Source organism: Blastopirellula marina, from assembly GCF_002967765.1.
Classification (GTDB): Bacteria; Planctomycetota; Planctomycetia; order Pirellulales; family Pirellulaceae; genus Bremerella; species Bremerella marina_A.
Genome location: NZ_PUHY01000006.1, coordinates 1 through 18,091 on the forward strand (window position 1 = coordinate 1; position 18,091 = coordinate 18,091).

General features: G+C 59.1%; 20 protein-coding genes. All 20 read left to right on the forward strand.

Features of this window, described 5'->3' with window-relative positions:
* The first annotated feature begins 485 nt into the window (after nucleotides 1–485).
* The 20 genes from C5Y83_RS07920 to C5Y83_RS08010 all read left to right on the forward strand — a co-directional run bounded on the left by C5Y83_RS07920 (nucleotide 486) and on the right by C5Y83_RS08010 (nucleotide 18,079).
* Complete coding sequence (locus C5Y83_RS07920; RefSeq protein ID WP_105329145.1) at nucleotides 486–686, forward strand: hypothetical protein; 201 nt, start codon at nucleotides 486–488, stop codon at nucleotides 684–686.
* An 11-nt stretch (nucleotides 687–697) separates the two neighbouring features.
* Nucleotides 698–2,212 carry a phage portal protein gene (locus C5Y83_RS07925; RefSeq protein ID WP_105329146.1) on the forward strand — a complete coding sequence of 505 codons (1,515 nt, stop codon included), beginning with the start codon at nucleotides 698–700 and terminating at the stop codon, nucleotides 2,210–2,212.
* Nucleotides 2,199–4,496 (forward strand): hypothetical protein, encoded by a 2,298-nt coding sequence (locus tag C5Y83_RS07930; protein ID WP_105329147.1) that lies wholly within the window; start codon nucleotides 2,199–2,201, stop codon nucleotides 4,494–4,496. The genes C5Y83_RS07925 and C5Y83_RS07930 overlap by 14 nt, the downstream gene beginning before the upstream one ends.
* A gap of 73 nt (nucleotides 4,497–4,569) precedes the next feature.
* Nucleotides 4,570–5,019, forward strand: coding sequence for a DUF2190 family protein (locus C5Y83_RS07935; protein ID WP_105329148.1), 450 nt, complete (start codon nucleotides 4,570–4,572; stop codon nucleotides 5,017–5,019).
* A 124-nt stretch (nucleotides 5,020–5,143) separates the two neighbouring features.
* Entirely contained in the window at nucleotides 5,144–5,512 is a 369-nt protein-coding gene (locus tag C5Y83_RS07940; RefSeq protein ID WP_105329149.1) for a hypothetical protein, read from the forward strand.
* The gene (locus C5Y83_RS07945) at nucleotides 5,505–5,984 is read left to right on the forward strand and encodes a hypothetical protein (RefSeq protein ID WP_105329150.1); all 480 of its coding nucleotides are present in this window, start codon (nucleotides 5,505–5,507) and stop codon (nucleotides 5,982–5,984) included. The genes C5Y83_RS07940 and C5Y83_RS07945 overlap by 8 nt, the downstream gene beginning before the upstream one ends.
* Before the next feature lie 151 nt (nucleotides 5,985–6,135).
* Nucleotides 6,136–6,615: a hypothetical protein gene (locus tag C5Y83_RS07950; protein ID WP_105329151.1), complete on the forward strand. Its 480-nt coding sequence runs from the start codon at nucleotides 6,136–6,138 to the stop codon at nucleotides 6,613–6,615.
* A gap of 104 nt (nucleotides 6,616–6,719) precedes the next feature.
* Nucleotides 6,720–6,887, forward strand: a complete 168-nt coding sequence (locus C5Y83_RS29380; protein ID WP_158262283.1) for a hypothetical protein — start codon at nucleotides 6,720–6,722, stop codon at nucleotides 6,885–6,887.
* Nucleotides 6,888–6,990: 103 nt separating this feature from the next.
* Complete coding sequence (locus C5Y83_RS07955; RefSeq protein ID WP_105329152.1) at nucleotides 6,991–7,506, forward strand: hypothetical protein; 516 nt, start codon at nucleotides 6,991–6,993, stop codon at nucleotides 7,504–7,506.
* A 104-nt stretch (nucleotides 7,507–7,610) separates the two neighbouring features.
* Nucleotides 7,611–7,793: a hypothetical protein gene (locus tag C5Y83_RS07960; RefSeq protein ID WP_146117704.1), complete on the forward strand. Its 183-nt coding sequence runs from the start codon at nucleotides 7,611–7,613 to the stop codon at nucleotides 7,791–7,793.
* Nucleotides 7,774–8,322 (forward strand): hypothetical protein, encoded by a 549-nt coding sequence (locus C5Y83_RS07965; protein WP_105329154.1) that lies wholly within the window; start codon nucleotides 7,774–7,776, stop codon nucleotides 8,320–8,322. The genes C5Y83_RS07960 and C5Y83_RS07965 overlap by 20 nt, the downstream gene beginning before the upstream one ends.
* Nucleotides 8,323–8,407: 85 nt before the next feature.
* A complete protein-coding gene (locus C5Y83_RS07970; RefSeq protein WP_105329155.1) occupies nucleotides 8,408–10,390 on the forward strand; it encodes a phage tail tape measure protein in 1,983 nt (660 codons plus the stop codon).
* A gap of 79 nt (nucleotides 10,391–10,469) precedes the next feature.
* Nucleotides 10,470–11,315 carry a hypothetical protein gene (locus C5Y83_RS07975; RefSeq protein WP_105329156.1) on the forward strand — a complete coding sequence of 282 codons (846 nt, stop codon included), beginning with the start codon at nucleotides 10,470–10,472 and terminating at the stop codon, nucleotides 11,313–11,315.
* 130 nt (nucleotides 11,316–11,445) lie between these two features.
* Nucleotides 11,446–12,111: a hypothetical protein gene (locus C5Y83_RS07980; RefSeq protein ID WP_105329157.1), complete on the forward strand. Its 666-nt coding sequence runs from the start codon at nucleotides 11,446–11,448 to the stop codon at nucleotides 12,109–12,111.
* Nucleotides 12,112–12,121: 10 nt separating this feature from the next.
* The gene (locus C5Y83_RS07985; RefSeq protein ID WP_105329158.1) at nucleotides 12,122–12,940 is read left to right on the forward strand and encodes a hypothetical protein; all 819 of its coding nucleotides are present in this window, start codon (nucleotides 12,122–12,124) and stop codon (nucleotides 12,938–12,940) included.
* A gap of 67 nt (nucleotides 12,941–13,007) precedes the next feature.
* A complete protein-coding gene (locus tag C5Y83_RS07990) occupies nucleotides 13,008–14,090 on the forward strand; it encodes a hypothetical protein (protein WP_146117705.1) in 1,083 nt (360 codons plus the stop codon).
* On the forward strand, nucleotides 14,087–14,419 hold the full coding sequence (locus C5Y83_RS07995; protein WP_146117706.1) for a hypothetical protein: 333 nt from the start codon (nucleotides 14,087–14,089) through the stop codon (nucleotides 14,417–14,419). Before C5Y83_RS07990 ends, C5Y83_RS07995 begins: the two co-directional genes overlap by 4 nt.
* Nucleotides 14,400–17,255, forward strand: a complete 2,856-nt coding sequence (locus tag C5Y83_RS08000) for a PKD domain-containing protein (protein WP_158262284.1) — start codon at nucleotides 14,400–14,402, stop codon at nucleotides 17,253–17,255. The genes C5Y83_RS07995 and C5Y83_RS08000 overlap by 20 nt, the downstream gene beginning before the upstream one ends.
* On the forward strand, nucleotides 17,256–17,843 hold the full coding sequence (locus C5Y83_RS08005; RefSeq protein ID WP_105329162.1) for a hypothetical protein: 588 nt from the start codon (nucleotides 17,256–17,258) through the stop codon (nucleotides 17,841–17,843). It begins immediately after the preceding gene.
* A complete protein-coding gene (locus C5Y83_RS08010) occupies nucleotides 17,843–18,079 on the forward strand; it encodes a hypothetical protein (protein ID WP_105329163.1) in 237 nt (78 codons plus the stop codon). Before C5Y83_RS08005 ends, C5Y83_RS08010 begins: the two co-directional genes overlap by 1 nt.
* Nucleotides 18,080–18,091: the final 12 nt, after the last annotated feature.

An 18,091-nucleotide genomic window follows, 5' to 3' on the forward strand; every position in this document is an offset into this window, starting at 1 on the left:
TTAAATCGGTCGGATATCGGGCTTCCATGCCACTGCTCCGCAAGAGACAATCGATCACAGATCATTCACGGACCCAAGGTTTACAATCAAACGCCGGTTCCGATCAAGAGCTTTTCAGACAGGTTCTAAGATGACGAGCAATGCACTGCCTAATAAACATTACTCGTGTGCTAACACACCATTAACATTCGATGCAAGATGACCGCCGTGCTTGCACTTCGACGTAATTATTTCTTGTGTCAATAAAGTATCACTTCTCGTCTGAAGATTCCACATCTGGAACCTAATTCGAAAATGGACCGTTTTCGCCTGGCAATTGGTCGATCGAGTTCGTAATAACGGAAACTTCCAAGCCGCGGCTATCGATCTTGCCCCCTGATCGCCGCGCATTTTGGCGCAACGCTTCCGCGTCGGCTTCGCTGGTCGACTGGAAAGCAACGAGGCGGGGAACCGCCTGACCAAAAGTTCTAACCCAGGGGGGCAACATGGCAAACGAAAACCAGGCGGCGACGGAACAGCTAGAAACGGCGATGAGCAAGCCGAAGCAAGTTACCGTCGACGGCGTGACCGCCCAAGCTCATTCGCTGCCTGATCTGATCGCCATGGATAAGCACCTGGCCAACAAACGCGCCGCCAAGAAGGGCGGGATGCGTTTTCAGAAGATCATCCCGCCGGCTACTGCTTAGGAGCTGCCAACGTGGTGAAACTGGCCAACAAAACGCTAAGCCCGATCTTGGGCGCTAACGGCGAACCGCTGCGGCGGGATCCGGACGCGGCGATTGTCGCACGGCAACGGAACCGGATCCAGGAACTACGCGCCAAGTATGACGCGGCCGTGACCAACTTCGAGAACATGAAGCACTGGTCGAACGCCGACAATCTTTCCGCGGTGTCGGCTGCCAACCCTGCCATTCGCCAGCGGTTGCGATCGCGTTCCCGGTACGAATGCCGGGAAAACAACAGCTTCGCCAACGGCATGATCAACACGATGGCCAACGACATCGTGGGACGCGGGCCGAATCTGCAAATCCACCACCCCAACCAGGCGGCGGCCAAGCGGTTGGAGCGGAACTTCCGGCGATGGATGAAGCGAACCGGCCTGGCCGCCAAACTGCGGACGTCGATCACCAGCCTGGTTGGCGATGGTGAAGTCTTTGCCGTGACCGCCAACAACCCCGCGATTCGGAACGCGGTCCAGCTCGATATCAAGCTGATGGAGGCGGACTATTGCACCGATCTGACGGGGCAACAAACCGAAACGTTCGACGATGGGATCGAGTACGACCCCAACGGTTACCCGATCGCCTACAATTTCCAGCAACACCACCCCGGCGATCACTACGGTCAATCGATGTACGGCCGGCCGAAGCGTGTGGTTGCCGACCAGGTGATCCACTACTACCGAGTCGATCGACCAGGCCAGCGCCGCGGCGTTCCCTGGGTCGCCCCCGCGTTGCCACTGTTCGCGCTGATGCGTCGCTATACGCTGGCCGTCACGATGGCCGCGGAAACGGCCGCCAACTTCGCGGGCGTCATGTATGCCGACGGCAACCAGGTTGCCCCCGATGAAGACGTCGATCCGATGGACTCGATCGAGTTCGAGATGCGATCGATGCTAACGCTACCGATCGGTTGGAAGATGGGCCAACTGAAGGCCGAACACCCAACCACCACCTATCAAATGTTTCGCGACGCGCTGCTTTGCGAAATTAGCCGCTGCCTTCACATGCCATTCAACAAGGCGAGCGGCAACAGCAGCGGTTACAACTTCGCCAGCGGTCGCTTGGATCATCAAACCTATTTTGAGTTCGTCGACATCGAGCGAAGCAACTTGGAGCTGTTGTTCCTGGACCGAATCTTTCAGTGGTGGATCGACGAAGCGATTTTCATTCCTGGCCAGATTCCCCAAGGCTTAGGCCCGCTGGACGATCTCGACTACACCTGGCGTTGGCCGAAGCATCGGCACATCGACCCGCAAAAGCAAGCCGCGGCCGACATCGCGCTTTGGAACGCCGGCCTTCTCACAGATGAGGAATACCAACTCGAGAACGGCAACGATCCGGAAGAACATTACGAAAGCTTGGAACGCATGTACAAGCGACGCGCCGCAATCGGGGCACCGCTGCCAGGCTATCAACAGATGGGCGACGCGGCCAACAACCAAACCACCGAAACCACGGACCAGGAAGAGGCCGCCAATGAAGACGCGTAATTTTGCCAACCTGTTTGGGCTGCTGCCCACACTTCACGCCAGCGGAGCGACCGCGGCCGCATTGCCTGGCGTTCCGGATCATCTTCCGGAATCGTTCACCATGGAAGCCGAGGGAAGCGTTGAATTCCTGGAATCGGCCGGCGATGGGGAAGGCGAAGGCGGGTCGACGGTTCCCAAGTTTTCGATGATCGCCTACCGCGGCGGCAAGATGCGGCCGGCCGGCTGGGGCGGCGACGTCGTCCTGGACCTGGCCGGAACCAAGATCGCCAAAGGGAAGCGGCCCGCGTTATTGAATCACGACGCCAAGAACCCTGTCGGCCACTTCGACGACGGCGGGATCCAGAACACCGGGAAGGTGATCAAGGCCGCGGGCGTGTTGTCGGTCGAATCGGACGACCAAAGGAAGATCATCCAATCGAGCCGCGACGGCTTCCCCTGGAAGTCGTCGATCGGAGCGGCGCCCGATTGGTCCAAGGTGGAATACATCGAGGCGGGTGACTCCCGCCACGTCAATGGGAAGGTTCAACGCGGCCCGTTTATCTACGTCGGGGCCGCGCTAGTACACGAGGTTTCTTTTGTCACGATCGCAGGCGATGACACGTCCAGCGCGGCCGTGAAAGCCAATCGATCCAGGGAGGGATCAAACACGATGAATTTTGAACAATGGCTGGAAGCTGCCGGTTGGGATATCGAAACGCTAACCGCGAAACAGCACAAGTCGCTGCGAGCTGCCTACCAGGCGGAAATGCAAGCGAGCGGAAACGGTTCCGGAAGCGAAACCGACACCGAACCAACCAACACCGGCGGCAACCTGAATGCCGGCGGCCAGGCCAACCAGGAAGACGGCCAAGACGAGCTGTCGCCGGCTGATCAATTGCGGGCCGAAGGCGCGGCCGAAGTCGAACGCCAGGGACGCCTTCGCGGATTGTTCGCGCAGGCCCAGCTTGGCGACGATCGCCGAACTGAGCTACACGCCCAAGCGGTTCGCGAGAACTGGAACGCCGACAAAGTCGAGCTCGAGATCTTGCGAGCAAGCCGCGCCGACGTCAACAACGGCGGCCAGTTTGCCATTCATTCGGTCAACAAGAACCTGACCGCTGGGGCGATGGTCGCTTCGCTGTCGCAATCGTTGGGCGTTCCGGAAGAGATCGCTGCCCGCGGTGTGAGCGAGAAGGATATGAACACCGCCAACCAGGCGGCCAACCGTAACCTGACCCTCCACGCCTTGATGGACATCGTGATTTTGCAAGCCAACGGCTACGGCTTCACTGGCAACCGCAAGTCGACCGAGTTCATCCGCGCGGCCGCCAATGCCGACCGGATGCTTTGCGCCGATGGCTTCTCAAGCTTGAACGCGTCGGGCAATACCACGATCAGCTTGACCGGGGTACTTGGCAACGTGGCCAACAAGTCGCTGATCGCCGCGTTTGAATCGGTGGAAACCGTCTATCAGATGCTTTGCCGACGGTCGACGCATTCCGACTTCAAGAGCCACACCCGCTTGCGGTTGGACATCAACGGCGGCTACCAGAAGGTTGGCCCCGATGGTCAGCTCAAGCATTCCAAGATGTCGGAAGCTTCGTACAGCAACAAGCTGGAAACCTTCGGCACGATGCTGACCCTGACCCGCCAGGACATGATCAACGATGACCTGGACGCGTTCAACCAGATCGTGACCCAGCTTGGCATCATGGCCGGAACCGTGATGGAGGAAGAATTCTGGAAACTGGTTTTGGCCGATCCGAATTCGTTCTTCAGCGCTGGCAATAAGAACCTGACCGAGGGAACCGATTACGCTTTGTCGATCGACGGCCTGACCAAGGGCGAGGCCGCTTTCAGTGATCGCGTTAAATCGGACGGCACGCCCATTCTGATCAGTCCGAAGTACTTGGTCACCGGTAGCACGCTAAAGACGACCGCCCGCGAACTGTACGACGAAACGAAGGTCAACGTTTCGACCACGGCCAACAAGGCCCAGTTCGCCAGCAACCCGCACGCCGGGAACTATACGCCGGTTTCGTCCAGCTACATGAACAACACGGCGATCCGCGACCGAGCCGGCAAGGCGATTAGCGGCCAATCGACTACCAAGTGGATGCTGTTAGCCGATCCACGCGTTCGCGCCGCGTTCGTCGTCGCCAGCTTGAACGGCAACGACAAGCCGACGATCGAGTCGGACGAGTCGGCCTTCAACACGCTGGGAATGCAATGGCGTGGTTTCCACGACTTCGGCTTCGGCAACGAAGAACCAGAAGCCGTGATGCAATTCACCGGCGTGGCTTAATGCAACGCTACCGCGTCGGCTGTGATGGCTGGCCTGGTAGCGATCGGGCGGCCAGCCGCCTAGCCAATCAACCATGCCGCGGCGATCCGGCCGCGGCACACTAACCGACCAATCGTTCACATATTTTCAAGCTACGGGAAGCTTCCGCTTCGCGTGGCAACGCGAGGCCAAAATGAGTTTCGAAGCTGAATTCGTTCACGGTGACCCGCTGATGATCGACCACGTCCCGGCGTCCGCTGTTGCGGCTGGCGAGGTGGTTGTGATCGGCGATCTAACCCACATCGCACACCGCGCCATTGCCGCGGATGAAAAGGGCGCGTTGGCTGCCCGCGGGGGCGTTTATCGCGTACCCAAAGCGGCCGGCGGTTCGTCCGCGATCGCTGACCGCAAGAAGGTGTATTGGAACAACTCCACCAACGTGATCACCACCACGGCCAGCGGCAACACGCCGATCGGCTACACGGTGGGCGCGTCGGTCGATGCCGATACCGACCAACTGGTCGAACACTGCCCGACCGCATAACACGCGATCACGACGGGGCCGCGGCGATTTTGGGGGATGGCCGCCGCGGCTTTTTTTGAGGCGATTCTCCGCCTAATTGAATCACGGCCAGCTAACAGGATCGACGCGGAAGCGTTGCACGAAGATGGGATTCGAAACGGAAATTCAATGGTTGCGAGAACAGATCGAGAAGGCCGCGCCTTCCTACATCGTGTTCCGCACGGTCGACGGCGAATCGAAAGCGCTAACGGCAACCAAGGGAGGAACCGACTTCGAATCCGATCAGATGGAAGGCTACGCCAGCGAAACCAATACGATCGACTTCCTGGTCGATCCGGACCTGCTTCCGCGGCGGCCGGCTGCCGGGGATGAGATCGACGAACTGGACGCGGAAGGGGGCAACAAGATTGCGACCTATCGCATTGTGCCCGAGCCTGGTGTGAATGCCTGGGAATGGGCAGGGCAAACCCGCAAGATGATGCGGATCCACACGAAACAGGTGGGCGATGACTAACCCCGAAGCAATTGGACCGTCGGAAGATCTCGCCCAAGCGTTGGCCGATCAGCTAACGGAGCTGGGCTATCCTGCTTCCCGGAATTATTACCCGATCATTCGCCTGAACGACGTCGAAACATTACACATTTTCGTTCGACCCGATGGGGACGTGGCGACGGCCCACAACCGAAACAGCAACCGGCACGAAGTAACCGTTTCGATCCTGATCGTGAAGAACATTAAAGCCCCGCAAGACGTGTCCGAGTTCGACGGCTTCGCCCGCACGGTGGAAGAGATCAAAGCGTTCTGGGAAAACCCCGAAGCGACCGACGAACTAGGCGACAATGCGGGAGTACTTCGCCACAAGAAGCTGGCCGGCCTGGCCTGGTCCGGAAAGATCAGCAACGACCAGCTCTTCGATCAAGATCGATTGTATTACCACAACCAGATGACCAGCGTTGTCGGCCTAGCGTATTCCGGCACGCGTTAAACCATAGGCGAAGGATCGCCACACGACACAAGCGGCCAACCGCTTCATTCAACCAGGGAGCGGACGCGGTAGCGTTTTTAACGACATGCTTCCGCACGTGCTTTGTTAGTACACGCCAACCAAGGAGGGAACGCGGAAGCGTTCGGAGAAAATGCCTTTTGAACGTGATAGTGTCCTGGGGAAGGACTGCATTCTTTACTACAACACCGGCACCCACGCCACGCCCGTTTGGGTTCCGATCCCACACGCGAAAGACGTCAAGGTCGATCCACTGAGCAAGGGCAAAGCGGAACAGAAGGCCCGCCTGTCGAAGTTCAATTTCAAGCGGGGAACCCACATCGAAATGGGCCTCAGCTTCGGCTACGACTACGAACCAGGCGACGGCGACACCGTGTTCCCTGTGCTGTTGGATTCCTTCCTGAACAACACCCCGATCGAGTTCTTCGCGGCCGACGGCGACGCGTCGACGGAGGGCACGCAAGGCCCGCGGATGGTCTGCGAAGTGTTCGAGTGTCCATTAGGGCAAGAGCTCGACAACCCGGCCAGTGTTGAGATCTCGGCCGAGATCACCCGCGTTACCGAAGGGGGAAGCGTCGTCGAACCAGACTGGTACACCGTACCGGCCGCGTAATTTTGTTGGTGCAACGCTAACGCGTCGCTCCTGGTTGTTTGCCTGATCGTAACCAGGCGGGGAACCGCCTAACCGAAAACATTTACCCCGAGGAAATCGGAACCATGAACAACGAAGAAAAGAGAATCCTGGACGTCCTGACCAACGCGACCAAGGACGCCAACCCGAAAAGCCTGGTCCACGTTCAGGCCGGCGACATCGCGACGATCTGCCGCCTGGCCGCGGCTGCCCAATCAGGGGCAACGTCAACCGTCAAGGTCGACGCAAAGTAATCCACTAAAGGGGCCTTCGCCGCCGGCCGCCTGACGGCCCGCGGCAAGCCCCCGCCATTCATCCACCACCTGACAACCGAGGGACGCTTCCGCGTTTCAAGCCATGAAACAAGAAACCCCAACCACGAAGTTCACCGATTCCAAAGGGCGTAAGTGGGTCGCGTCGATCGACGTTCCGACCGTCAAGGAATTGAAGGCCGAGCTGGGCGTCGATCTGCTGGAGCTGCTGGACGGCAAGGCGGACGTTCTGCAGAAGCTAATCGATAACCCGGTCTTGTTCGTCGACGCGTTGTATATCATCTGCCGCGAACAATGCGAAAAGGTCAAGGTCACCGATATCGACTTCGGCCGCGGCCTGGTGGGCGAAGGAATCGACAACGCGGCCAGCGCTTTCATGGTGGGCCTTGCTGATTTTTTCCCCTACGGCCGGCGTCGAATCGTTCTCGGCGTGATCGAGAAGCTGACCGAATCGCAGGCCCGAATCACGAACAAGACGCTGGAAGCGTTGAAGTCGGACAAGCTGACCCAGGCGATGGACAAGCAAGTCGACCAGGCGATGGAGAAGTGGTTCCACGAGGTCGACCAGTTGGCGGCTGGTGGCAAATCGTCCACGAACTAGCGGCCGTTTGCCAGGTCGACCCCAACCGACGCGGCCAGACGCTTCGCGAAATCGTCTGGATGAGCAACCAGCGGGGAAAACACGAATGGCAACAAACGGCCTTGTTGGCTTCGATCCTGATCAACGCGAACCGTGACCCGAAGAAGCGGCCGATCAGTCCGGATGAAATCAACCCCTACGTGAAATCCAAGCAATCATCGGGCGGCCTGCGGATCTGCAAACAGAACCAGGCGGTTCTCAAAAAACTGTTTACCGAGAGGGCGAAACATGCCATCGGGATCGAGTAGCTTCGGCGTCGATATGCGGATCAAACGCATGTTTTTAGATCGACCGTATGTCTATCGATCGATCTCAAAGGGCAAGCTGGCCGCATTGAAACACCAGGCCGGCCGTATTCGCACGATCGCCCGTCGATCGATGCGACGGGTTAGCAAAGCGGCGGCCAGGAAGGCGGCGCTCAAACGCAAAGAAGCGATGGATCGCGGCGATCGAGCTTTCCGCGATCCAACGGTTAGTCGACCAGGTCACCCGCCCAAGATCCACACCGAGGGAAACTTCAACCCGAAGTTTATTCTCTTCGGTTACGACCCCAACCGGGACGTTGTGGTTGTCGGTCCGGTCCGGACCAATTCGCGGCACAACGCGGTGAAGTCACTAGAGAAGGGCGGCCGCGTTCCCATTTACATGGGGCGGAAGAACCGACGGCGTTTGATCAAGACGGTTTTCGTTCGGGCGCGGCCATTCATGGAACCGGCCGAAAAGATAGCCCGCGAAGATTGGGAAGGCGATTGGGCCAACATTCAAAACGGATTTTAGCGAGAACGAAACCGGAGATTAGAAACGCCCCCTTTTCTAATCGCCGCTAACCAAGGGAGCGAACGCGGAAGCGTTCCACGAAAAGATGTCGACCGGGGGAGTACGAGCGGGCGGGGCGTTTATTGAGCTATTCGTTAAGGATGGGCTCGATAAGGGTCTGCGATCGGCACGCGCCAAGCTGACATCGTTCGCCAGTTCGATGAACGGCATGGGCCGAAATCTATTTAGCTTCGCGGCTGTGGGAGCTGCCCCACTGGCGTTGGCGATCGGCACCTTCTCAGACTTCGCCGACAAGATGTCCGCGGTCCGAGCGGTTAGCGGGGCGACCGAGGCCCAGTTCGCCCAACTGGAAAAGACGGCCCGAGCGTTGGGCGGGTCGACCAGCTTTTCCGCAAGCCAGGTCGCGGAAGGCATGAAGTACTTGGGGCAGGCCGGCTACTCGACCGAACAAATCATTTCCGGAATTCCGGCCGTGTTGAACCTGGCCCGGGCCGGAGCGATCGACCTGGGCGTGGCTTCCGACATCGCGTCCGACGTTGGTTCCGCGTTCGGCATGACGGCCGACGAATTGGGACGCGTGGCGGACGTGATCGCGGCGACGGCTTCCAGCGCCAACACCAGCGTCGGCATGATGGGCGAAACGTTCAAGTATGCCGCGCCCCTGGCGAAGGCGGCCGGCCAGTCGATCGAGGACACGGCCACGGCGATCGGCTGGATGGGAAACAGCGGCATCAAGGCCAGCATGGCCGGTACCGACCTGGCGTTGATTCTTAAAAACCTGGGAGGCGATGCCCGCGAAGGCCTGGCCGCGGTAGGCGTGGAAACGGTCGACGCGGAAGGGAACATCCGAAGCGTGATCGACGTGATGAAGGAAGTGGGCGAGGCAACCAAGGACATGACCCAAGCGGACCGCCTGGCGTTCTTTTCCGCGAACTTCGATCGGGCGGCCAAGTCGGCGATCATCATGGCGGACGCGGGCGATTCGATCGACGTTCTACGGGAGAAGATCGAAAACTCGGAAGGGGCCGCGGCCAAGATGGCCGAAATGATGGACGACAATCTGGGCGGAAGCTTCCGGAAGTTCTTATCGGCGATCGAAGCGGTCCAGATCTCGATCGGTAAGTCGGTCGAAGGCCCGCTTCGTAGCTTTATCGACGGGGCGGCCGAAGCGGCGTCGATCGTGGCCAAGTTCATAGAAGAAAACGGCTATATCGTGCAAGTGTTCGGCGCTATCGTCGTCGCCCTGGCTGCCGCGGCTGCCGGTTTCCTGGGCTTGGCGTTGGTGATCAATATCGTGGCGGGAGCGGTCACCGCGCTGATCGGCTTGTGGGGTGTGCTTACCGCGGTAATCACCTTCCTGGCTTCACCGATCGGCCTGGTGGTTGCGGCGCTAGGGCTGGGCGTGGCGGCCTTCCTGTATTTCAGCGGGGCAGGATCCGCGGCGGCCCGCGCGGTAGGCGGGGCGTTCCAATCGTTGAAGGAAACCGTCGGCCCTGTGCTGTCGGCTTTGCGTGATGCCTTGAACGCGGGCGAATGGGAGCTGGCCGCCCAACTGCTGTGGTCTTCGATCAAAACGGTTTTCTTCGAGAGCATGGCCGCGATTCTCAAAGAGCTTCAAGACTGGGTCGGCCAGATTAGCCACACGATGGGCGAGATCGCCCGCGGCTGGGGCTTGGAGATGCAACGGCAGGGACTGTTCGCGAAACAGGAAATGCAAAAGAACCTGGTCCAAGTCGAGAAGGTTCGGAAGGAAGCGGCGATCGATGCCATGTTGGCCGATCTGCCAACCGTGACCGCCTACGGCCTGGACGATCTGAAAACGGAAACGGATCCCTTAGGCGACCTGGCCGGCGCGAAGGCCTACGGCTTAGACGATCTCGGAGACGTGGGGAACCAGGTCGCGAAAACCTGGGACATGGCAGTGGGCACAACCAACAGCTTCGCCGCGGGGCGTATCGGTCAACAAGCCCGACCGATGGAGAAGGTCGAAAACGAACTGCAGAGCGTTAACGACAAGTTGGCCAAGCTGATCGACCAGGGCGAAGATCAACTCGAGTTCGGGAGCTAATTGGTGACATGCTTCCGCACGTAATCCATTAGAACACGCAAACCATAGGAGGGAACGCGGAAGCGTTCTACCAAAGAAGATGGCCGTTGAAATTTACGAAGTTTTCCAATCGCAAGGTGGCAAGGATGCCATGACCGGCAAAGGTTCAAGCCGGAAACTGCTTTTCCACGTGTTGGGATCGGACGACGACGCCACGATCATCGCCGCGGCTGCGGGATTGGCCCCGGCAACGGTCACCGGTTACACCGGCGCGTTGAACCTGGACGGTTTCAGCAAGTCGCAAGTCGCCCCCGGTTTCTGGGCGGTCGAAGCGTCTTACATCGATCCGCAAAGGCAACAAGAGAAGGAACGGCCCGATACTGGAAGCCTGGTCGCGAGCTGGGACACGACCGGCGGAACGCAACACATTACGGCCAGTTTGGAAACGTTGGCTTCGACCGCCTATTCCGCTTCCTACGACGCCCCCGATTTTAAGAAGGCGATCGAGGTCACCACCAGCGGCGTGAATGGAACAGACGTAACCGTTCCGATCTTGCAACTGGAATATGAATACACGTTCCCCAACGCGTCGGTTACGGATGCCTATATCCGGAAGCTGCGCGACCTGACCGGCACCACGAACGACGCGATCTGGCGCGGATGGGCGATCGGCGATCTGTTGTTCCTGGGATCCAACGGCCGCCAATCGTCGAAGGGAGACATCACGGCCCGCTTCATCTTCGCGGCCGGGAAGAAAATCACACTTTCCGCGGCGGATATCAACATGGTCGACGACTTGAAAAAAGGGGCCCACGATCACCTCTGGTTCTACTTCAAGACGTTTCAAGACACATCGGCGGAAGAGATCGTCGCGCGGCCGGCTGCCGCTTACGTCGAGCGACTTTACGAGAAGTCGACGTTCACCGAATTGGGTATTGGTTCCTAAGCAACACGTTCGCAGGGAAGCGAACTAAAGGAGGCGACGCGGAAGCGTTGCTTTTGGCCAGGCGGTTACCCGCCTATTAGTTATCAGGTCAACAATCAGGAGCGACGCGGTAGCGTTGCATGGAAAAACGATGGATCGTCCAAACCTGTTGATTCACACCGCGATAAGCGGCTTTACCCAAAGCGTCGGCCAGTGGAACGGCATCTTGGAATTGACTGAGAAGCTACGGGAAAAGAACTGCGACGGCGTCCGAAGCCGCGTCCACTATTACCCCTGGCACGCCAACTTTGCCCACGTGGCCGAATACTACTGGGCAATTGGTGAGAAGTACGGCGTTCGCCCGATCCTGGGCGTTTATGCGTATAGCTGGGGAGCTGGCCGCGGGGCGATTCAACTGGCCAAGCAACTGAAACGCCGGGGGCTCAGCATTCGCGTGATGGTGTTGTCGGATCCGGTTTATCATCACCCGTTTGCCCCCTGGCGAGCTTTGCGGAATTGGTGCTTGCCACTGATCGGCGAACCAGTGATCCGGATCCCTGACAACGTTCGCGAGGTTTATTCCTTCCACCAAACGCAAAACCGACCGAGCGGCCACAAGCTGATCAGCGGCGGCCAAGGTGGCGGCGCGTTCATCCACCTGCAGAAGGTGTTGCGCTACGATCATCAATACATGGACAACGCCCCCGAGTTCCACGACCTGGCGTTGGCCGAAGCGGCGAAGCTATGCAAGCTGGCCGGCGGCAAAGCCAACCCGATCGTTCACCAAACCCTTCGCGATATGCGGGAAGCGGGCTAAGGGGGAAGCGATGCAAAAACGAGTCTCGGCGGGGCAACGGATCAACGGCAACATTTCTGCCAGCGCGATGAACGAGCTGGGGAAGATGATCCAGGAACGCAACGCGGCCAAGCTGTCCAGGGGTGGCCAGGCGATCGAGCTGGCCGCGGGGCCTGGCCTGTTCATCCAAGCAAGCAACAGCGTTCCCGCCACGATGGAACGTGGCGAGTGGATGGCCATAAGCGGAACCACGTTCGACGTAACGGACCGGGAAGATCGCTGGCCATTCGAGACGGAAGCCAAGGCCGCGTATCTGACCACCACTTCGATCGTGTTACCCGTGTTCGCGATGGCAATGGAAAAGGTTCCTAACGGCCGCGTGGGCGTGTTTCAGATCGCTGGCATCGCCCGAACCAAGATCTTCGCCCCGCCTAGTGCATCGGCCAAGACTTTGATCACCGCGTTTTACGATGACGACGCGGCCGGCACCAATCCGCGGATGCTGACCGGAAGCGAGCATCCGATGGGATCGATCGACGTGATCTGGCACGACACCTACACGGCCAACGCGTCGGAATATGTTCCGGTATGGGCCATGGTGCGTTGGCCAGGGGCACCGCGGCAAAGCTGCCGACCGTTTCAAGCATCGGGGCCGATGGGCGAAGGGGGCCTCCCGGCGAACGAGATCAACGTAGCGTGGCAAGATCAGCAAGGGGGAAGCGGTGTCGCCTTCGATCGCTGGGGAGAATACGCGGCCCTCGATAGCCCCATGAAAGGGCACGCCACATTCATCGACGGGAAGATGGAAATCATGGGCATCAACAATTGCGACGGCTACACGGTTTCATGAGGCGGTGCCCCGCCTAACAGATTGACGATTAACCAACAGGGAGCGAACGCGGTAGCGTTCCATGCAAATGAGTACGAAGAAACCCTGCGAATGCTGCGGCGCCGCTTGCGAGATCTTCACGTTTTCGGGAGGCGATCTCGGAAAGTTCGATTACGTTTCGGGAACCTGGACCGGATCAGGCGCGGGCATTTACGAAACGACCAGGTCGGGCATTGCGCTTGCGCGAGCGAACACCGACGGCGCCGGGACCGAGATGATCTTCGTTGAGCTCAACGACTTCAAACGCTATGACCTGGTGTTTGATTACATCGATTCGAGCAACTACCAGGTCGTGAAGTGGCGAAGCGGTGGCACGGCTGCGCCGCCTACGTTCGCCCGCGTGGAAGCGGGAGTCGAAACCGATCTCTTCACGGCCGCGGCACCTTCCGCGTTTGCCACGTTCTACACGTTCGTCCGGAACAGTTCGCCAACCTGGGCGATGACGACCAACGGCCCGGCGAGCGCCTTCTATGATGAGCTGCCGCAATATGGCGGGACGCGGTTTGGCGTTCGGTCGACGCCTTACGGATCCCTGACGGAACCGCTTCGCGCTCTTCAATGCAACAACACGGTCGACGCGGCCGTTGCTGATACGTCGCTCCCGTTTGGCTATGACACGTACAACGTCCGGAGCGACATCGCGAAGCCTGGCTGCCTGGTCAACCCTGAAAGCATCCGCTGCGATAAGTGCATCGCCTGGGCGCCACGAAGCGGCGAAGGACAGTGGGCCGTTACCATTGCCGGCGTGACCGGATCTTGCGCGAGCATTATCAACGGCACGCACATGATAAACTGCAACGCCTGTAATTCAGGAATTTACTACAACGGTGTGAATTGCACGCCTTCCAATCGCGACGTTTGGGTCGTTGTCCGGCTGAATTCGTATTCACCTCACCCAATCGGCGTGGACATCATCGGCGTCGATCCTTCCCTTGGTGCGCATCGCTCGACTTTTCCCATTCTGGACGACTTCGAGGTTCTTAATTGCTACACCGATTGGCCTAAGACCCTGGGGGACATCTACACGCCGCCAGGGGCTAGTTACGAAGTTTGGAATCCTTCGGCCGCGGACTTTTCCGCGGCAACCGCAACCCTGGACCTGGTGCTGTGATGATGCTTTGCGATATCTACAAATCGGGGCGGTTTGCCAAGTGTCGGCGTTGCGGCTGGTGGATCCCTGCTTCCAAAGTCGCGTTTCCAGTTCGGCGGGAATGCTTGGGCGATGCGGAACCGAAGCAGCGGCATCGCGGCCTGGGCGACCTGGTCGAAGTAGCGGCAACCGTTTCCGGCCTGGCGATGCTTTCCAGGATCTATCAGAAGATCAAGCGGGGAAGCTGCGGATGCGAACAACGCAAAGCGAAGTGGAACAAATTAGCCCCCTTCACGATGAAGGCGGACCAACAAACGAAGGATGGAACCGATGACAACCCACGGCGATGATTTTGGCGGGACTGACGGCGTTCAACTGAACGGGCGGGAAGCTTCGATCGGGGGCACACTGCAAGGGTGGCCTTGGGTGAGCGATAACCCGACCTATTTGACGATTCAAAGCAATCAGCTTCGGCACACCTACAACAGCGGAACCACCACGTTCACGCCTGGCTTCACGCTTGGTTCCGACGACTACGAGATCAGTTGGCGACACGTCACGCGGGGCGATCGCAACGGAAACCAAACGTACTACCTTCGCTGGGACAACGCGACCAGTTCCGGCTATCGCGTTTACTTCCACCCGTTCGCGCAGATTCAGATCTACCGCGTTGACGAGGGCGTTTCGACGCTGCTTGGTTCGATCACCAGCCTGGCCTGGGCAGACAACCACGTTCGAAAGGTCCGAATTGTTGGGGGTGTCATTCAGGCCTTTATCGACGGCGTGCAAAAGCTGCAAGTCGCCGATAGCACCTACACCGATGGGATCGTCAAGTTTGCGGTGAATGACGGCGGCAATTCCACCTTTTTGACGCTGGACGATTTCACGCTCGAGGAGCTGGCCGTCACGATGCCACCCACGGCACGGTTCCGCACGACACGCGATAATTTGCAAGTCACGGTCAACGACTTTTCGGAAGACGTCGACGGCGAAATCGTGGGCCGATCGGTTTCCTGGGGAGATGGATCGCCGGACGATTCCGGAGCGGGGACCGAGTTCACGCACACCTACGACGCGCCGGGAACCTACACGGTTACCGTCACGGTCACCGACAACGACGACGAATCGACCAGCGAAGCGCAGATCTTAACGGTTGTCGCGGACCAGGACGCGATCGCCAGCGTGGTTCCTGGGGCAACCGCGCCGGCCGATTGGACCGCCACGGCGCAACCTTCCGCGGTGGGAAGTGGCGACTTCGTCGACGCGAAACCAATGGCCGCGTTGGACATCGATCTCGATCTGCTCTATGGGGCCCTATCGGAAGATCGAACCGTTTACATTGCGGCGAAGCACGCGCGGGGAATCGACCGCGTGGAACTATTCGCCAACAACGGAACCGCGGCCGTTGCGATCAAGCCGATCAAAGTTCCTAGCACCAAGCAAGTGAAGGGGCGGACCGCTTACCCCTTCCGCCTGACCGCGGCCAACTTCCCGAGTGGCTACTTTCAGCTTCGGGCCGTCGTTTATCCCAAGGTGGGCGTTCCCCGCGTGTTGCAAGATTCCACGAAAACCTATTACCACGATGGGGCGTTCCCCTTTAACGGCGGTAGCGCGGTGGTGAAGTATCTCGACAACACGGTCGACACATCGGGAGACGGTAGCAGCGGGACACCGTTTAAATCGATCACCGACGTGATTACCGCCAAGAAGGCGAGCTCGAGCACGCGGGCGGAAGTCTGGGATCTGCGTATTCGTAACGCGTCGATTCGCTGGCTAGGCGATTGGACCGACGTGACAACGGGCCTCTGGACGGGCGCTTGCCAACTGTCGGCCGATACCAACTACGTCCCGCATTGCGTGATCGAATTCGATGGGACGTTGAACAACGACGCCTCGGGGTACATTCGCCAGCGGGACGCAATCTTCACGTTTATGCCAACCGTTTCGTTCGACCTGGGACCGGACGCCAGCACGACGACGGCGACGAACCTGCAGGGGGCGTTGCCTCAACTGTACGGCGGCTTACATATCTTCCGCGGTTCGGAGATCTTCGCCACCACGGGGATCGGTTCGGTGGCGGTTGCCAAGATCCCGGTCCTTTCCACCGATACGGAAATCGAAACCTACGACGCCAGCCACTTGCCCGAATCGGGATCCTATCCGATTTTCGACGCGACGAACGAGCGGGAGACGATTAGCTGGACCGGCAAGAGCGGCAACACGCTAACCGGCGTCACCGGCTTAACCCAGGATCACACCGACCAGATCACGATCGGGCGGGTGTTGCTCGATCGCCGCGTGGTGGCAAGTACCAATTGGGTCGCGTTGTGCGACGGGGTCGCCTATCACGACCTGCCTTGGAAGTTTCCGCAAACGCAATATTTGCGGAGCTGCGAAGTGTACGAGATCGGGGCCGATTACGTGTTCCGCTTGGGGGCGTGTCTCGACACCTATTCGCATGACATCTGGCCCGACGGCCACGGCGACATCACGCAAGTTTATAGCAGCACGAACCCGGCCTCGGCCCCGTTTGATAATTCCTACTTGGACGGCGTGGTGGGCGAGCTGTTCACCTACGAAACAAGTCACCAGGCCGGTTTGTATGCCGATCACCCTGGTTACAAAAACATTCTGCTAAGTCGGTTGCTGCTCAAAAGCAATCCCGATCGGGCGGTCCAGTTGGCGTTTGGTAGCGATCACGCGGAGAAATCGTTTGAACACTTGCTGGTCGATCGCGTGACTGTTCCCGGTTGTAGTATTCGCCTTTCCAATGGCCAGGGCTGCGCGTTCAAAAACGTGATGCTAACCCGCAACATTTCCCGTTGGGTGAGCTTTGAAACCAACCCGAACTATGACGCCTGCGAGGCTCGCGCCTTCGCCTACGTCACGGACCTGACCGGGACGACGGCCCAGTACGTAACTGACGGCGTCCAGCTTGCCCGAACCGATACGTTCGTGAATCTATCCCCTTCGACCTACGATCCCGAGTCGGCATCGTTCAAGAAGATGGACCTGACACCCAAAGGGGCGGCCGCTACGATCGGCGGCGCGTTCCCGAGTGAATGGCCCGAATACGACGTTTTCGGGAATCCCTTCACGGACGAAGCGGGCGCGGTGGCCGTGACCAGTAACAGCTTTCCGCTTGCCTTCATGAATCACTATTTGCAACTAATCGGAGCCCGATAAATGCTTGGATACTTACGACAATCGACCGCGGACCAATCACGGATGATTGGGCCGTTCTTGGATGACGTCGACGGCAAGACACCCGAAACCGGTTTGACGATCGCCAACACTGACATTCAGATCATGGCCAACGGAGCGGCCGCGGCCGTGAAGAACAGCGGCGGGGCAACCCATCGCGCCAATGGCGAGTACTCGATCACCTTCAACGCTACCGACACGGCCAACGTGGGCGAGCTGTTGGTTAGCGTGGTGGTCGCTGGGGCGCTTCCCGTTCGCGCGAAATTCGTGGTGTTGGAAGAGGCCGTTTTCGATGCCTTGTTAGCTGCCGGCGCGGCGGCCAAGGTCGACCTGATCGACCAGCCCAACGCGGCGGCGATCACGACGGTTTTGAACGGCCTGTTGGATGGAACCGACGGCGTCGAAACCGATTGGACGCTGCGACAATTGGCCCGAATCGCGTTGGCCCTGTTCGCGGGCAACTCGACCGTTGGCGGAACCGTGTTCGCCAATCCGGCGGGCAACAAGACGCGGATCCAATCGAGCGTTTCGAGCGGCAACCGTACCGTTTCTAACTTGGACGTGAGCTAATGCCAGGCTACTTCGGAGACTACAACGGGGCCTTCTTCGGAACCTACTTCGGGGAAGGCCTGGAAAGCAACCGGCCGGCCGGATCGACGGTCTACGGATACTTCGGCGTTTACTTCTCTTCGCAGTTCGGCCAATACTTCGGCGAGATCGAAGCGGGGCCGATCAAGCATCCGCCGGGATCGCTGCAATATGACCTGCTCGACAACCTGGCACGCTTCCGCGTGGTGAATCAATAAGGAATTCGATTC

Coding starts and splice junctions, on each gene's coding strand:
- C5Y83_RS07920 (WP_105329145.1), top strand. CDS start 486: ATGGCAAACGAAAACCAGGCGGCGACGGAACAGCTAGAAACGGCGATG.
- C5Y83_RS07930 (WP_105329147.1), top strand. CDS start 2,199: ATGAAGACGCGTAATTTTGCCAACCTGTTTGGGCTGCTGCCCACACTT.
- C5Y83_RS07935 (WP_105329148.1), top strand. CDS start 4,570: ATGCCGCGGCGATCCGGCCGCGGCACACTAACCGACCAATCGTTCACA.
- C5Y83_RS07940 (WP_105329149.1), top strand. CDS start 5,144: ATGGGATTCGAAACGGAAATTCAATGGTTGCGAGAACAGATCGAGAAG.
- C5Y83_RS07945 (WP_105329150.1), top strand. CDS start 5,505: ATGACTAACCCCGAAGCAATTGGACCGTCGGAAGATCTCGCCCAAGCG.
- C5Y83_RS07950 (WP_105329151.1), top strand. CDS start 6,136: ATGCCTTTTGAACGTGATAGTGTCCTGGGGAAGGACTGCATTCTTTAC.
- C5Y83_RS29380 (WP_158262283.1), top strand. CDS start 6,720: ATGAACAACGAAGAAAAGAGAATCCTGGACGTCCTGACCAACGCGACC.
- C5Y83_RS07955 (WP_105329152.1), top strand. CDS start 6,991: ATGAAACAAGAAACCCCAACCACGAAGTTCACCGATTCCAAAGGGCGT.
- C5Y83_RS07965 (WP_105329154.1), top strand. CDS start 7,774: ATGCCATCGGGATCGAGTAGCTTCGGCGTCGATATGCGGATCAAACGC.
- C5Y83_RS07970 (WP_105329155.1), top strand. CDS start 8,408: ATGTCGACCGGGGGAGTACGAGCGGGCGGGGCGTTTATTGAGCTATTC.
- C5Y83_RS07975 (WP_105329156.1), top strand. CDS start 10,470: ATGGCCGTTGAAATTTACGAAGTTTTCCAATCGCAAGGTGGCAAGGAT.
- C5Y83_RS07980 (WP_105329157.1), top strand. CDS start 11,446: ATGGATCGTCCAAACCTGTTGATTCACACCGCGATAAGCGGCTTTACC.
- C5Y83_RS07985 (WP_105329158.1), top strand. CDS start 12,122: ATGCAAAAACGAGTCTCGGCGGGGCAACGGATCAACGGCAACATTTCT.
- C5Y83_RS07990 (WP_146117705.1), top strand. CDS start 13,008: ATGAGTACGAAGAAACCCTGCGAATGCTGCGGCGCCGCTTGCGAGATC.
- C5Y83_RS08000 (WP_158262284.1), top strand. CDS start 14,400: ATGACAACCCACGGCGATGATTTTGGCGGGACTGACGGCGTTCAACTG.
- C5Y83_RS08005 (WP_105329162.1), top strand. CDS start 17,256: ATGCTTGGATACTTACGACAATCGACCGCGGACCAATCACGGATGATT.
- C5Y83_RS08010 (WP_105329163.1), top strand. CDS start 17,843: ATGCCAGGCTACTTCGGAGACTACAACGGGGCCTTCTTCGGAACCTAC.